Origin of the sequence: Microbacterium resistens, from assembly GCF_021172025.1 — a bacterium.
Taxonomy (GTDB): domain Bacteria; phylum Actinomycetota; class Actinomycetes; order Actinomycetales; family Microbacteriaceae; genus Microbacterium; species Microbacterium resistens.
Map to the genome: position 1 here is coordinate 1,766,254 of NZ_CP082781.1, position 14,512 is coordinate 1,780,765.

The 14,512-nt window shown below is 69.4% G+C and carries 15 protein-coding genes; 9 read left to right on the forward strand and 6 right to left on the reverse strand.

Annotated elements, in window-relative coordinates; translation table 11 throughout:
* Positions 1-12: 12 nt before the first annotated feature.
* Positions 13-663, forward strand: coding sequence for an HAD-IA family hydrolase (locus K8F61_RS08480; RefSeq protein WP_067246518.1), 651 nt, complete (start codon positions 13-15; stop codon positions 661-663).
* Positions 664-824: 161 nt separating this feature from the next.
* Here K8F61_RS08480 and K8F61_RS08485 read toward each other — a convergent pair whose 3' ends face one another.
* Together K8F61_RS08485 and K8F61_RS08490 are read right to left on the reverse strand one after the other, a co-directional pair.
* A complete protein-coding gene (locus K8F61_RS08485) occupies positions 825-1,646 on the reverse strand; it encodes an SDR family NAD(P)-dependent oxidoreductase (protein WP_067246521.1) in 822 nt (273 codons plus the stop codon).
* Positions 1,647-1,690: 44 nt separating this feature from the next.
* On the reverse strand, positions 1,691-2,422 hold the full coding sequence (locus K8F61_RS08490) for an SDR family NAD(P)-dependent oxidoreductase (RefSeq protein ID WP_231821335.1): 732 nt from the start codon (positions 2,420-2,422) through the stop codon (positions 1,691-1,693).
* Positions 2,423-2,669: 247 nt separating this feature from the next.
* Here K8F61_RS08490 and K8F61_RS08495 point away from each other — a divergent pair, with 247 nt between their 5' ends.
* From K8F61_RS08495 to K8F61_RS08525, 7 genes are all read left to right on the forward strand, one after another.
* Positions 2,670-4,136, forward strand: coding sequence for an APC family permease (locus K8F61_RS08495; RefSeq protein ID WP_231821336.1), 1,467 nt, complete (start codon positions 2,670-2,672; stop codon positions 4,134-4,136).
* Positions 4,137-4,195: 59 nt separating this feature from the next.
* A complete protein-coding gene (locus tag K8F61_RS08500) occupies positions 4,196-5,044 on the forward strand; it encodes a molybdenum cofactor biosynthesis F family protein (protein ID WP_231821337.1) in 849 nt (282 codons plus the stop codon).
* Position 5,045: 1 nt separating this feature from the next.
* A complete protein-coding gene (locus K8F61_RS08505; RefSeq protein WP_231821338.1) occupies positions 5,046-6,746 on the forward strand; it encodes an amidohydrolase in 1,701 nt (566 codons plus the stop codon).
* Between the two features lie 191 nt (positions 6,747-6,937).
* Positions 6,938-7,288 carry a PadR family transcriptional regulator gene (locus K8F61_RS08510; protein WP_231821339.1) on the forward strand — a complete coding sequence of 117 codons (351 nt, stop codon included), beginning with the start codon at positions 6,938-6,940 and terminating at the stop codon, positions 7,286-7,288.
* A gap of 2 nt (positions 7,289-7,290) precedes the next feature.
* The gene (locus K8F61_RS08515) at positions 7,291-7,668 is read left to right on the forward strand and encodes a DUF1048 domain-containing protein (RefSeq protein ID WP_217996224.1); all 378 of its coding nucleotides are present in this window, start codon (positions 7,291-7,293) and stop codon (positions 7,666-7,668) included.
* Positions 7,668-8,492, forward strand: a complete 825-nt coding sequence (locus tag K8F61_RS08520) for an ABC transporter ATP-binding protein (protein WP_231821528.1) — start codon at positions 7,668-7,670, stop codon at positions 8,490-8,492. The genes K8F61_RS08515 and K8F61_RS08520 overlap by 1 nt, the downstream gene beginning before the upstream one ends.
* The gene (locus K8F61_RS08525) at positions 8,489-9,253 is read left to right on the forward strand and encodes an ABC transporter permease (protein WP_067246542.1); all 765 of its coding nucleotides are present in this window, start codon (positions 8,489-8,491) and stop codon (positions 9,251-9,253) included. The genes K8F61_RS08520 and K8F61_RS08525 overlap by 4 nt, the downstream gene beginning before the upstream one ends.
* A gap of 204 nt (positions 9,254-9,457) precedes the next feature.
* Here the strand turns inward: K8F61_RS08525 and K8F61_RS08530 are convergent, their stop codons facing one another.
* Both K8F61_RS08530 and K8F61_RS08535 read right to left on the reverse strand, forming a co-directional pair.
* On the reverse strand, positions 9,458-10,168 hold the full coding sequence (locus K8F61_RS08530) for a YczE/YyaS/YitT family protein (protein WP_231821340.1): 711 nt from the start codon (positions 10,166-10,168) through the stop codon (positions 9,458-9,460).
* Positions 10,169-10,269: 101 nt separating this feature from the next.
* Positions 10,270-11,967, reverse strand: coding sequence for an amidohydrolase family protein (locus K8F61_RS08535; RefSeq protein WP_231821341.1), 1,698 nt, complete (start codon positions 11,965-11,967; stop codon positions 10,270-10,272).
* On the opposite strand from K8F61_RS08535, the gene K8F61_RS08540 reads away from it, so the two are divergent.
* Positions 11,911-13,077 (forward strand): LysR family transcriptional regulator, encoded by a 1,167-nt coding sequence (locus K8F61_RS08540; RefSeq protein WP_231821342.1) that lies wholly within the window; start codon positions 11,911-11,913, stop codon positions 13,075-13,077. The two genes, K8F61_RS08535 and K8F61_RS08540, sit on opposite strands and share 57 nt — an antisense overlap.
* 200 nt (positions 13,078-13,277) lie before the next feature.
* On the opposite strand, the gene K8F61_RS08545 is transcribed toward K8F61_RS08540, so the two are convergent.
* Complete coding sequence (locus K8F61_RS08545; protein ID WP_231821343.1) at positions 13,278-13,967, reverse strand: HAAS signaling domain-containing protein; 690 nt, start codon at positions 13,965-13,967, stop codon at positions 13,278-13,280.
* Positions 13,964-14,296 (reverse strand): PadR family transcriptional regulator, encoded by a 333-nt coding sequence (locus K8F61_RS08550; RefSeq protein ID WP_231821344.1) that lies wholly within the window; start codon positions 14,294-14,296, stop codon positions 13,964-13,966. The genes K8F61_RS08545 and K8F61_RS08550 overlap by 4 nt, the downstream gene beginning before the upstream one ends.
* Between the last annotated feature and the right edge of the window lie 216 nt (positions 14,297-14,512).

The window sequence follows — 14,512 nt, forward strand, 5'->3', positions numbered from 1 at the left end:
TACGCTGGGCGGATGAGTCAGACCCTCCGCGCCCGTGCCGCTCTCCTCGACATGGACGGGACGCTCGTCGACTCGACCGCGGTCGTGGAACGGCTCTGGCTGGAATGGGCGCAGCCGCACGGTCTCGACACGCAGACGGTGCTCGAGGTCGTCCACGGGCGCCAGGGGCACCAGAGCATGGCGATCCTGCTGCCAGACCGCGACCACGCGATCAACCTCGTCGAGAACGAGGAGCTGCTCGCGCGCGAGAGCGCCGACGTGGACGGCGTCGTCGAGATCGCGGGCGCCGGGACCTTCCTCACCGCGCTGCGGGACCTGCCGCACTCGATCGTCACCTCGGCGAACGTCTCGCTGATGACCGCCCGGATGCAGGCCGCCGGCCTGACGATCCCCGTCACGCGCGTCACCGCGGAGGACGTCACCGCGTCGAAGCCCGATCCGGAGGGGTTCCTCCTCGGTGCGCAGCGACTGGGGATCGCACCGGAGGAATGCGTGGCCTTCGAGGATTCCGAGGCCGGGATCGCCGCAGCCAAGGCGGCCGGCATGCGCGTCGTCGGCGTCGGCGCCGGAGCGACCCGCTTCTCGCCCGACGTCGTCGTGCCGGATCTGACGCACGTCCGCATCGAGCCGGACGGCGACGCGATCCTCTTCACGATCGACTGACGAGCGCGTCTCCGGTCATCGAGCGAGAGAGGCACGCACCACCGCGTTTCGTCTCGTCGCTGCGCTCCTCGCTCAACGACCGAACCCGAACCCCGCCGCCGGCCGTTGAGCGAGCGCAGCGAGACGAAACGCCCCGACCCCTCGACCGAGGACACGACGTGTCACATGCCGGCGTGGTCGAACGCGAGGGTGGGCACATCCACGATGTGCGCTCCGCCGTCCACGACCAGGACCGCGCCCGTGATGTACGACGACTCCCCCGATCCGAGAAAGCGCACGGCGGACGCGATCTCGGCGGGCCGGGCCGGGCGTCCCAGCGGTACGTCGGCGGTCACCGCGGAATAGGCGTCCTCGCGGGAGGCGAGCTCGGCGTGCGCGGCGAACTCGTCCATCTCCTCGTCCGCCATGGGCGTCTGCACCCACCCCGGGCACACGGCGTTCACCCGCACGCCGTGACGGCCGTAGTCGCGTGCGAGCGTGCGCGTCAGCCCGATCAGCGCATGCTTGCCGACCGTGTACCCCGCCACCGACGGACCCGCGAACAGGCCCGCGAGCGAGGACACCACGACGATCCGCCCCTTCGCCTCGATGAGCGCCGGAAGAGACTCCCGCGCCATCGTGAAGGCCGTCGTGAGATTCGCCCGGAGCGCCGCCTCCCAGCCCGCGTCGTCGGTCTCGGTCACCGGAGCGAAGCCGTGCCCCCCGGCGTTGGCGACGAGCGCGTCGATCCGCCCGAACCGTGCGAGCGTCTCGGTGACCACCCGGCGCGCGTCCGCACCGTCCGCCGCGTCGGCGACGATCGGATGCGCCCCGACCGCGCGCTGCACGGCACGCAGGGGCTCCTCCCGTCTGCCGACCACCACGACGTGCGCCCCTTCGGCGGCGTAGCGCTCGGCAACGGCGGCGCCGATCCCGGTGCCTCCGCCCGTGATGACGACGACGTGTCCGGCGACGCTCGAACCGACGGTGTGTCCGGTGCCCATGGGGTCCTCCGATTCAGTGGGGAAGGGATGATGGTCGTGGGTGCTCAGGCGGGGAAGCCGGACCGGGCGCTGACGCCGAAGTCGGCGAGGAGCCCGGTGCCGTTGATGGCCCGCGCCCGCGGCGACAGCAGGTAGGCGACGTGGTCGGCGACCTCGTCGGCGCTCTGCACGGGATACGGCGCATCCCCGAACCCGTCCACGCCGAGATCGCTGCGGCTCATCGGTGTGTCGACGACGGACGGCGAGACGCTGGTGACGCGGATGCCGTCGCCGGCGAGGTCCACGGACAGGGCCCGGCCGAACTGCACCAGCGCCGCCTTGGACGCGCAGTAGGGTGCCATCCCCGGAGAGGCCACGACAGCGGAGTCGCTGGCGACGAGCACCACGGCGGCGGAGTCGGCGCGGCGCAGCGCGGGGAGAGCGTGCTTGAGCACGAGGAAGGCACCCCTCACGTTCACCGCGAACACGGCGTCCCACGCGGCGAGCGGCGTCTGCTCGATCCCGGTGCCGACCGGCCCGGAGATGCCCGCGCAGCAGACGACCGCGTGCAGCGCGTCGTCGCCGATGGCGGCGGCGACCTGGTCCTCCGCGGTGACGTCCGCCACGCGGATGACCGCGTCCGCGATCGGTTCCGCCGTCTCGCGGAGCCCCGGTTCGTCCCGGTCCAGGAGCACGAGCCGCATGCCCTCGTCGGCGAGCGTCCGGGCAACGGCCCGGCCGATGCCGCCGGCAGCCCCCGTCACCAGGGCGGTCCTCCCCCGCAGCCGCAGCTCCATCGCCGCCCCCTCCGTCGTTCTCCCGGGGCGGAGCGCCCGTCCGTGCGGCCGCCCCTCCGACCGTCATCCTGCTCCTCGCCCCGTCTCCGGCGAACGACGCCGGGCCCGGTGTGCGCCCTCGCACCAATGCCCTTCGCTCACGGTCAATCCGCATCGATGCGGAAAGAGCAGACTCGCAAACACATCCGGCGACGCGACCCTGCCGCGACGCCGTCGCCGACACCGTCACCCGAGCGAAGGAGCCGACGTGGCCGATCCGAATCCCGCACCCGCGACCGCCCTGCACGACGGGCCAGGGACCACGCTGCGCCCCGGCGCGCTCGGCGTGGCCGGCATCGTCTTCCTGGTCCTGGCCGCCGTCGCTCCGCTCACGGGCATCGTGGTGGTCGCTTCGCTGGCCATCGCCCTGGGCAACGGCGGCGGCACCCCGGTGTCGTTCTTCCTCGTCGCCGCGATCCTCCTGCTGTTCGCCGTCGGCTACGCGCAGATGTCCAAGCAGCTCGTCAACGCCGGCGGCTTCTACGCGTTCGTCGTCAAGGGGCTCGGGCGCACGGGCGGCCTCGTGGCCGGCCTCATCGCCACGCTGGGCTACAACTTCTTCGTCGTCGGGACGATCGGCACGAGCGGCTTCTTCATGCAGACCATCGTCCGAGACCTCACCGGGTTCGACCTGCACTGGATCGTCTGGGGTCTGCTGTCGATCGCGGTCTGCTTCGTGCTCGCGCGGATCGGCGTGGACTTCAGCTCGAAGGTCCTCGGCGTGTGCCTGGTGCTGGAAGTCCTCATGCTCGTCGTCTTCGACGTCTCGGTGCTCGTCCAGACCGGGTACGACGTCTCCGCGTTCAGCCCCGAGGCCGTGTTCGGCGGGTCCCTTCCGATCGGACTGCTGCTGGCGGCGACCGGGTTCCTGGGGTTCGAGGCCACGGCCCTGTTCAGCGAGGAGGCGAAGCAGCCGCTGCGCACGATCCCGCGCGCCACGTACACCGCCATCACCGCGATCGGCGTGATCCTCGGGGTGACCACGTGGGCGGTCGTCAGCGCCACCGGGGTCGCCCAGGCCCAGGGCGTCGCGCTGGAGCACCTGCCGACGGGGGACCTCATCTTCTCGCTCTCGCAGACATACCTCGGCGGACCGCTGACCACGGTCATGATGATCCTGCTGCTGGTGAGCCTGTTCGCGGCGATGCTCGCGTTCCACAACTCGGCCACCCGGTACCTCTACGCCCTCGGCCGGGCGCGGATCCTCCCGCACGCGTTCGCCCGTACCCGCACGACGGGAGCGCCGCAGATCGCCGGCATCGTGCAGGCCGGGTTCGCCGCGGCCGTGGCGGTGGTCTTCTTCCTCGCGGGGGCGGATCCGATCGTGACGCTCGTCCCGGCCATGCTCGGCTTCGGAACGCTCAGCGTGCTGATCCTGCAGGGGCTCGCCGCTCTGTCGATCGTCGTGTACTTCCGTCGGGCGAGCGACACGCGGCTGTGGAGCACTCTGATCGCACCGGGGATCGGTTTCCTGGGGATCGCCGCGATCTCCGTGCTGGCGGTGGTGAACTTCGACATCGTCGCCGGTTCCCAGGAGCTCGCCATCCGTCTCATGCCGCTGCTTCTCGTCCTCGCGCTGATCGGCGGCATCGTCTACGCGGCCTATCTGCGCCGCAACCGTCCCGCCGTGTACGACGGCCTCGCCACCGACCTCGAACGCGTCAGCAGCCGCTGACCGCTCCGCCGATCCATCACCGCCCCGAGGACCGCCCCGGGGCCCACCGAAGGAGAACCATGACCACGCTGAACCCCGCCGACACCTCGACGTGGCTCCCCCTGGACGGGCTCGCCCCCGGGTTCGACGCCAACAAGGCCGCGCACACGACCGCGCTCGACGGCCGCGAGGTGAACGTCACCGCGCCCAACGGCACCCGGATCAGCCACCGCTTCACCGCGGATCGGGTGAGCTGGGACTACACGCCGGGAGCCGGCGACGCCACGGCGGCCTCCTCCGGAACCGACGCGTACGAGGCGTTCGAGGTGGACGACGAGCTCTTCTTCGTCCAGTTCCATCACGAGACCCTCCCGACCGAGGCGGTCTCGCTCGTGGTGGACCTCCGCCACGGCCGCGTCCTGTCCGTGGTGAGCCGGATCCTCCCCCCGGAGCGGGGACGCACGCGCGTCCAGCACTTCTTCGGCCCCGCCGAGATCGACGGGGCCGCCGTCTCCGGCGACGCGCCCGCGCCGACGCGCACGCTCATCGGCCGCCGGGTCGAGTGGGTGTACAGCACCGAGCACGCCTACGAGCACGTCTACCTGTCGGAGCGCTGGTACTCGTGGCAGTGCCTCGCCGGGCCCGAGCGCGGTCTCGCCGACACGGACGAGAACAGCGTCTGGCAGATCCGGCCCGGGATCTACGTCTTCGCGTGGCGTGAGAAGGTGATCCCCTGCGCGTCCGTGACGATCGCCGATCACCGGGACGCCTCGCGGATCCGCTCGCACGGCGTCCTGTTCGGGCTGGACGAGTCCGGCGAGGTGCCGACGCACTTCACGTTCGGCGCCTGGGGACGACTGCTGTCGGTGACGCACCACGCCCCGGACCTCGAGCCCACCTCGTTCCCCGCCGCCGACGGGGACGCCTGAGATGACGGACGCGCCTGCCGAGCACTCCGCGGACTCGCCCGCCGAGCGCTCCCCCGACGCACCGGCCGACCTCGTCGTACGGGCGGGGACGATCCGAACCCTCGTCCGCGACGCCCCGTCCGCGGAGGCCTTCGCCGTGCGCGGCGGAAGGATCGCGGTGATCGGCGATCGCGAGACGGTCGACGCGTGGCGGGGCCCGGACACGCGCGTCGTGGACCTCGGTCCGGACGCCGCCGTGTATCCCGGGTTCGTCGACGTGCACAACCACCACGCGATCGCCGGGCGCACGGATCTGTTCGAGCTGGTCCTCACGCCCTCGCTGACGCTCGACGAGATCCTCGACCGCATCCGGGAGCGGGCGGCGAGCCTGCCGGAGGACGCATGGATCGTGGGCGGCGTCGTCGCGACGACGCTCCTGCCGACACTGGCGAGCACGGCCGTGCGGCGGAGGCTGGACGAGGCCGCCGGCGGGCGCCCCGTCGTCATCGCCGAGGACTCCCGGCACAACCGGTGGGCGAGCACGCGGGCGCTGGAGCTCGCCGGGATCACCGCCGGATCCGTCCCCGCAGGCGGCGTGACGCTGCTCGACCCCGAGGACGGCACGCCCACCGGGGTCCTGCTGGAGGCGGCGGGGATCCCGGTGCAGGAGGCGCTCGAGCGTGCCGGAGGGCTGACGGCGGCCCAGCATCGGGAGGCGTCCCGGCGGGGCGTCGAGCTCGTGAGCTCCTACGGCATCACGGCGTTCCAGGATGCCGGGGTCTCTGTCGAGATCCTGGGCGCGCTGGCCGACCTGGACCGGGCGGGCGAGCTCGACGCGTGGGTCGTGTCGTCGCTCCTCGTCAACGACGAGATCTTCGGGGTGGATCCGGTGGGGATGCCGCTCATCACGCAGGGCGAGCGGTTCCGGACCGTCCACCATCGTCCGGACTTCGTCAAGATCTTCCTCGACGGCGTGCCGCCGGCCCGCACGGCGTCGTTCCTCGACCCCTATGTCGCGGACGACGCGCACGGCGCCCACTTCCACGGCACGACCACCATGACCGCGGAGGAGCTGCTCGACTGGCTGCGCGTCGTGGACGCGCGGGGGCTCGGAGCGAAGATCCACTGCACCGGAGACGGATCCGCCCGCCTCGTCCTGGACGCCGCGCAGCAGCTGCGCTCGGAGGGCATCGGCATGCCGCTGCAGATCGCGCACGGCCAGTTCCTCGCCGACGCGGACCTTCCGAGGCTCGCCGCACTGAAGGTGACCGCGGACATCTCCCCCTTCATCTGGTTCCCCGGGGTCATCCCGGACGCGCTGGCCGAGGTGCTCGGCGAGCGCGCCGAGCACTCGCAGCCCAATCGCACGCTGATCGATTCCGGCGCGCTCGTCGCCGGGGGCTCGGACTGGCCGGTCAGCGAGTCGCCGAACCCGCTGGAGGGGATCCAGGGGCTCGTCACCCGCGCCGACCCGCTCGGTCGTGCGCCCGGCGTGCTGTGGCCGGAACAGGCGATCACCGCCGAGGAGGCGCTGGAGGTGTTCACGATCAACGCGGCGACCGCGATGGGCCTGGGCGACGAGACGGGCTCCCTGGCCGTGGGCAAGTCCGCGGATTTCGTCGTGCTGGACCGCGATGCGATCGCAGGCCCGCCGGAGGACATCGTGCGCACCCGGGTGCTCTCCACCTGGTTCGCCGGGCGCGAGGTCTTCTCCGCCTCCTAGCCGTCTCCCCCTCATCGAGTGGTCAGTTTCTGTGGGTTGACACCGTCTCAACCCACAGAAACTGACCACTCGCTGCGTTGCGGCCGTCTTTTGGTATTCGGTGTTGCCAAGTACCGGTACTCAGTGTTACCGTCTAGCGGTACCTAGCAACACTGAATATCAACGACACCGAATAGCGAAAGGAGGACGACATGGGCAAGCAGCTGACGGAGATGCTGAAGGGCACCCTCGAAGGCATCGTTCTCGCCACCCTCGCGACCCGGCCGGCCTACGGCTACGAGATCACCGCGCGCCTTCGCGAGCAGGGCTTCACCGAGATCGTGGAGGGCACCGTCTACGCCCTCCTCGTCCGGATCGAGCAGCGCGGGCTCGTGGACGTGGAGAAGGTCCCGTCCGAGAAGGGACCGCCCCGCAAGGTCTTCACCCTCAACGCGCAGGGCCGCGCCGCCCTCGACGAGTTCTGGGAGACCTGGACCTTCCTCGAGGAGCGCATCGACCGGCTCCGCACCCCGCACGACACCCCCACCACCCAAGGAGAATGACCATGGCCGCACCCAAGTGGATCGAAGCCCTCACCGGCTCCCTCGACCAGAAGAAGCAGTACAAGAAGGACATGGCCCGCATCGAGGCCCTGCCCGAGCCGTACCACGCCGCCGCCAAGGCCTGCCACCGGTACCTGATGTACAACGGCCCCGTCGAGGACGGGGCCACGCTCATCACGATGTTCACGGACTTCGCCGACCTGTGGGAGTCGGCGGTGGCCGACGGCACGCCGCTGCGCGACATCGTCGGCGACGACCCGGTGGACTTCATCGAGACGTTCGCCGCCGCCTACTCGGGCAAGAACTGGATCGACAAGGAGCGCGCCCGCCTGACCAAGGCCGTCGACGAGGCCGAGCGCGCCGCGAAGGAGAAGGAATGATGACCGCCCTCACCGCCACCCGCCCGGCCATCCGGGTCCAGGGGATCACCAAGTCCTACAAGGACCTCCAGGTCCTGCGCGGCGTCGACTTCGACGTGGCGGAGGGCAGCATCTTCGCCCTCCTCGGCTCCAACGGCGCCGGCAAGACCACGCTCGTGCGCATCCTGTCGACGCTGCTGAAGGCCGACGGCGGCACCGCCACGGTGAACGGCTTCGACGTCGGCGCCGAGTCCGACGACGTGCGCGAGTCGATCAGCCTCACCGGGCAGTTCGCCGCCGTGGACGAGGTGCTGACCGGGCGCGAGAACCTCGTGCTCGTCGCTCAGCTGCGGCACCTGAAGGACCCGGGCGCCGCCGCCGACGCGATGCTCGCGCGGTTCTCGCTCACCGATGCGGGATCGCGCAAGGCCGGGACGTACTCCGGCGGCATGCGTCGCCGGCTCGACATCGCGATGAGCCTCATCGGGGACCCGGCGATCATCTTCCTCGACGAGCCCACGACGGGCCTGGACCCCCAGGCCCGCATCGAGGTCTGGGACACCGTCCGCGACCTCGCCCGCGGCGGCACGACCGTGCTGCTGACGACCCAGTACCTGGACGAGGCCGAGCAGCTCGCCGACCGCATCGCGATCCTCCACCGGGGCACCATCATCCAGAACGGCACGCTCGCCGAGCTCAAGCAGCTGCTCCCCTCGGCCACGGTCGAGTACGTGGAGAAGCAGCCCAGCCTCGAGGACGTCTTCCTCGCCCTCGTCGGCGACGCCTCGCCGTCCGAGACCGACGCGCCGGCCGAGGCCGGCGCATCCCGAAAGGAACTCCGATGACCACTCACGTCCTGCGCGACACCGGCGTGCTCACGAGCCGGTCCCTGCGCCACATCCTCCGCAGCCCCGACACGATCATCACCACGGCGGTCACGCCGATCGCGATGATGCTGCTGTTCGTCTTCGTCCTCGGCGGCGCGATCCGCACCGGGACGGAGGGGTCGTACATCGACTACATGCTCCCGGGGATCCTCCTCATCACCATCGCCTCCGGCATCGCCTACACGGCGTACCGGCTGTTCCTGGACATGCAGGGCGGCATCTTCGAGCGCTTCCAGTCCATGCCGATCGCGCGTTCGAGCGTGCTGTGGGCGCACGTGCTGACCTCGCTGGTCGCGAACGTGGTGTCGCTGGCGATCGTCGTGGGCGTCTCGTTCCTCATGGGCTTCCGCACCGGGGCGTCCGTGGGGGCCTGGTTCGCCGTGGCGGGGATCCTCGTGCTGTTCACCATGTCGCTGACCTGGATCGCCGTGATCGCGGGCCTGGCCGCCAAGACCGTGGACGGGGCGAGCGCGTTCAGCTACCCGCTGATCTTCCTCCCGTTCATCAGCTCCGCGTTCGTGCCGACGTCGTCGATGCCCGGACCGGTCGCCTGGTTCGCCGAGCACCAGCCGGTGACATCCATCGTGAACACCATCCGTGCGCTGTTCGCGGGCCAGCCCGTCGGAGGGGAGATCTGGGTCGCCCTGGCCTGGATGCTCGGGATCCTCGTCGTCGCCTACGGCGTCGCCGTGGCCCTGTACAAGAAGCGGCTGCGCTGACCCGGGGCGCCCCGTGCGACATCCGCCCCGCCCCGCATCGCCACGAAACGCGGTGACCTGACCATCCGTCGGGTCACCGCGTTTCGTCTCTCCCCCGGTCGTTGAGCGAGGAGCGCAACACCCGGACGGTTCGCCGCCGCCCACAGCGCGTCTGACAAATGGCATCCCCGGCCAGCGGTGTCCATGTGACGCGGACCGTGTACGTCAGGCTTCGAGGAGGTTGTCGCGTGCGGCCGCGGCCTTCCTGCGTCCGGTGATCTTCGTGAAGATCCATGTGTAGAGCTTGACGTATTGGCCGACGAAGATCGCGTTGATGATGGTTCCCTCGCGGATGAACTGCGGCGAGCCCAAGAAGAGCAGTCCGATGGCGGCCGAGGTGATCAGCAGGCAGCAGTCGAAGATGGTCTTCAGGTTGCCCCATTTGCGCCCGGTCTTCACGTGGAGGGTGTTCACGAACAGGTCGATCGGCATCAGCACGAGGTTGGCGCGGATCATCAGGAACAGCCCGAACGCCAGCAGGGCGTCGGCGAAGAGCAGCAGAGCGACTCTGGCGATGTACGGCTCGGGCGTCACCCATTCAGTGAGAAAGAGGTTCACGTCGAGCAGGAACGCGAGGATGAAGGCGGGGATCAGCGAAAGAAGGTTGCGCCACCTGAAGCCTTTCGGCATGACGAGAAACGCGAGGACGAGCATCAGGATCTCCAGCGCGAAGTTGAAGGTGCCCTGACTGACCCCCGGGAAGATCAGTGTCATCGTGCGGGTCAGGCTGCTCTGCGGCGAGATGCCGATGCCGGCTCGGATGGCGAGGCTCACCCCGAGGGTGAGGAGGTAGATGCCGACGACGTACGTTATCCAGCGGCGGACGAGATTGCCATTGTCGATGATCCCGGCATCCCGAGCGTTGACATGCCCCATGACAGTGCCTCCTTTGGCTCTGCGAACGATTACTTGGCACCCGCACCCTCGCGGACGCCGGGGGCGGGCTCGGCCGGGGTGCCGAGCCCGCACCGACGGGCTCAGACCATGAAGCCGAACCGGTCCAGCGAGATGAACAGGGTGAGCAGCTTGTTGACGACAGGCTCGCCCTCATTGACGTTCCCGAGCTCCTCCAGAGCGGCGTCGACCCGCCGCGTGGCATGGACCAGGCCGTCGAGATCCATGTCGGCCATCACACCGTAGATGTCCAGCGCGAGAGATGCCGTCGCCGCCTCGCCGTCGGTGACCAGGCATCCGCCGACCTGCTGGTCCAGGCGGAGCAGGTTGTCGTGCATCGCGGCGACGTCGGCTCCGACGGAGACGAAGTAGGGATACGGTGCCGGCCAGAACACCGAGACGGCACCGCGATCGATCTTCACACCCTTGAACAGCCCATTCACGATGTGCCGTTCTCCGTCGGTGTAGCGCTGCACAACCGAGATGCGGTTCAACGCGACCCCGTCGACCTCGGGGACGACCGCCCCGTCGCGGTAGGGCACCCAGGCTTCCTCGGCGAACTTCAGGTGGCCGCGCCCGTACACGTCGAAGACGAGCACCTTGGCCTGCGTGCCGTCGTCGGACACCTCGAGAGGCGTGATTTCGAGCTGCGTCGCCTGCACGTCGCCGAGCCCCGGTTTCGCCTCCTTCACCATGCCCGAGTAGTCCAGCTCCTCCAGCGATGCCAGCAGCTTCCGGTCCTTCGCGACGAGTTCGCCGCCCTTGAAGACGTAGCGGGGGTTGATCCGGGCAAGGCTGTCGGTGAGCACGATGTCGGCGAGCCGACCTGGGGCGAGCGACCCGAGGTCGGCGTCCTTGTGAAAGGACTGCGCCGCGTAAAGGGTGCCCATCTTGATCGCCTTGATCGGGTCGAGGCCCATCTCGATCGCGAGCGAGATCACCCAGTCGATGTGGCCGTGCTTGAGCACCCGGTCCACGGAGATGTTGTCCGCGCACAGCTGGAAGTTCTCGGCCGGCCACCGCCGCTTGACGATCGCCCGCAGCATGTTGCGGATGACCTCGGGGCTGCCCACGCCGAACTTGATCTGGGTGTACTGCCCGTAGCGGAGACTCTTGGCGATGTCCTCCTCGTTCCAGACATCGTGGTTGTTATGCGCGCCGATCGCGGGCATGTAGTTCAGGAGCATGTCCGGTAGGGCGGTCACGCCCCAGTGGTTATTGACGTATCCGCCGCTCGCTCGCCCCAGAGCGGAGCGTCGGAAGTCGTCGTCGTCACCGGTCATGTACGACAGGTGGGCGAGCTCGCCGAGGCCGATGACCGGGTCCATCTGCAGCATCGCCTCGGTGACCTCGACCGACGCCTTCTTGCCCGGCGCGAATGCGTAGATGCGGTAGGGCAGCTTGTCGTAGTTGCGGAACAGCCCTTCGGCCGCCTCGACCCCCTCGTCCCCCGCAGCGCTGGCGAAGTCCAGCGTCTCGGCGAAGATCGTCGTCGTCCCACTCGGCACGATCGCCTCGCCGAACGCCGCGGGATGTGCGAGTTGCGATTCGAAGTGCAGGTGCGCGTCGATCAGCCCCGGGATCGCGTACAGCCCCTGGCCGTCGAAACGTTCGCGGACCTTGAGCACGTCTTCGTCGGGATTGAGGGCGATGATCCGTCCGTGGTGCACGAGCAGCGACCCCGGGAACACCTCTTCGCTGTGCACGTCGAGGATGTTCAGGTCGTGCAGCAGAAGGTCCGCCTCACGCTCACCCTGAAGGATGCTGAAGATCTCGCGCACATAGCTCTCCTCGGCCTGCACGTCTTCAGCATTCACTACGAGTCCGGCATGTCCGGTCCTGGTCGGCTGCGTGAACATCATGGTCCTCACTCACTTTCGAATGCCGGGTCTTCTTGCTCCATAGAAGCTCAGGGGACTGTTGCCAACAAGCATCCGTTTTCGCATGGACTGTGCGAGAATTCAGCACAATATTCGGGAGGGGATCGGATGTTGCATTCCCGTGTGATGGAGTACTTCGACCAGGTGGCGCGCCTGGGGTCGATCCGCGCGGCCGGTGCACAACTGCACGTTGCGCCGTCTGCGATCAACCGCCAGATCATCCTGCTCGAGCAGGAACTCGGCGAACCGCTGTTCGAGCGACTGCCCCGAGGGATGCGGCCGACTCCGGCCGGAACCGTGCTGCTCAGACACATCCACCGCACCCAGCAGAATTACCGCGAGACCCTCGCAGAGATGCACGCCCTGCAGGAACGACCCAGCGGTGATGTGACGATCGCGACCGTGACCGGCCTGGCCAGCAGCGTCGTAGCCCTCGTCGCCGCACGGTTCCACGCCCGGCATCCCGAGGTTCAGGTCACGATTCGCACGATGAACTCGATCCAGACCGTGAACGCCGTCGCCGCCAGCGCAGTGGATCTCGGACTGGGATTCAACATCCCGACATCTGGTCAGGTGGCGGTGTGCTGGGAGCGGGTCTCACTGCTCGGAGCGGTCCTCTCCCCGCAGCATCCCCTCGCCGCTCTCCCTTCTGTCCCGCTAGAACTGTGTGCGCAGTATCCGCTGATCTTCGCCGACTCCGACATGGTGATGCACAGCATCATGGCCGACGCTTTTGAACGAGCCGGAGTCGACGCCGAGGCCTCCTTCCGCACCACGTCGATCGAAACCATGCGTCGCCTCGCGGGCTTAGGCAGCGCGATCGCCTTCCTCAGCCGACATGACATCGCCGACGACGTAGGCGAGGGCCGCCTGACCTTCCGTCCGCTCACCGGCGCAACACTGGACGGCAATGTGCTCACACTGGTGCGCCCGGAACGGCCCGGCCACACCTCAGCGGAGCGGCTGTTCGCCGACGAACTGATCCTCGAACTCGAGCGCGCGGGAACCTGACCACGCTGTGCGCTGGGCGTTTCTGCCGAACATGATCGGCAGAAGCTGTTCCCCGGCCGCCCAGTTGTGGCAGCGCAGTTCCATCGGCGATGCCAGGGCCACACCGTCTGCCGCGGCCCGAACATCTCCGGCAGATCTCGCCGCGCAATCCCGCGCCTTCCCAGCGCCCCCACCGGTGTCGTGGTCAGGCGCGCCCCGGGTCACCGCGTTTCGACTCGCTTCGCTCGCTCAACGACCGGGGAGGAGCGGTCACGGAGCCGCCAGAGGAGCCAGCCGCCGCAGAGCGGAACGAGAAGGAAGACCAGGATGATCCCGAAGTGCCAGCCGTTGAGGCCGACAACATAGCCGCCCGGGATCTCCGGGGTCGGCGCCTCGTACTCGCCCGCCCCGGCGGTCCCCGCCGATGTGCCGACCGCGTGGCCGATGATCGCGACGAGGAAGCCCACCGCGAGCGCCGCGAACGGGAGGAGGATCGCCACCGCCTTCTCCCACCCACGCCACATCCGGCTGGCCAGCACGAGCACGACGCCGACGACCCATCCCGCGAGCGGGACGAGGAAGCCGCCGAACGCGAGGACCAGAGCCGCGACGATCGCGAAGCGGCGTGATGCGCCGAGCGGTGTCGGGGCCGGGGCGGGAGCGACCGCTTTCGGTGGTGCGGGCGCGCTCTCCGGCTCCGTCGCGTCCCCCGCGGCCCGCGCGATCTCGAGCGGGTCCCCGAACTGGGCGATCCGCGCGTCCAGCCCGGCTCCGTCCCATCCCTCCAGCTCCTCCGCGATCCCGCTGCGCAGGTCGGCGGCGACACGATCGGGCAGGTCGCTCAGCGCCGCGTCGAGGTCGGCGAGGTAGCGCGCCCGCCGCCGATCGGCGTCCGACGTCGGTTCTGTCATGACTCCTCCTCGGAGATCAGCGCGGCGACGCTGCGCGCGAACGGGTCCCACTGGCGGCGGAACCGGGCGAGCTGCTCTTCGCCGTCTCCGGTCAGCTCGTAGTACCGGCGCACCGGCCCCGCATCGGAGCGCTGGTCGAAGGTGCGCACCCATCCGCTCTGCCGCAGTCGGGCGAGAAGCGGGTAGAGGGTCCCGATGCTCGCGATCATGCCCGCGGCGGTGAGCTGCTCGGCAAGCTCCCAGCCATAGCGCGGACCGCGCGCGAGCAGCCCGAGCACGCAGTACTCGACCACCCCTTTACGCATCTGCGATCCGACGTCGACTGTCATGCGAAACAAGCTAGCTGGTGACGCAAGACAGGTCAATCGAGACCCGGGCGTACCCGGGGCACCGCGTTTCGTCTCGCTTCGCTCGCTCAACGACCGAGACACCCACCCGAGGCACCGCGTTTCGTCTCGCGGAGACCCGACGCCCACCACCCGGGGCGCCGCGTTTCGTCTCGCTTCGCTCGCTCAACGACCGAAACGCCCACCCGGGGCACCGTG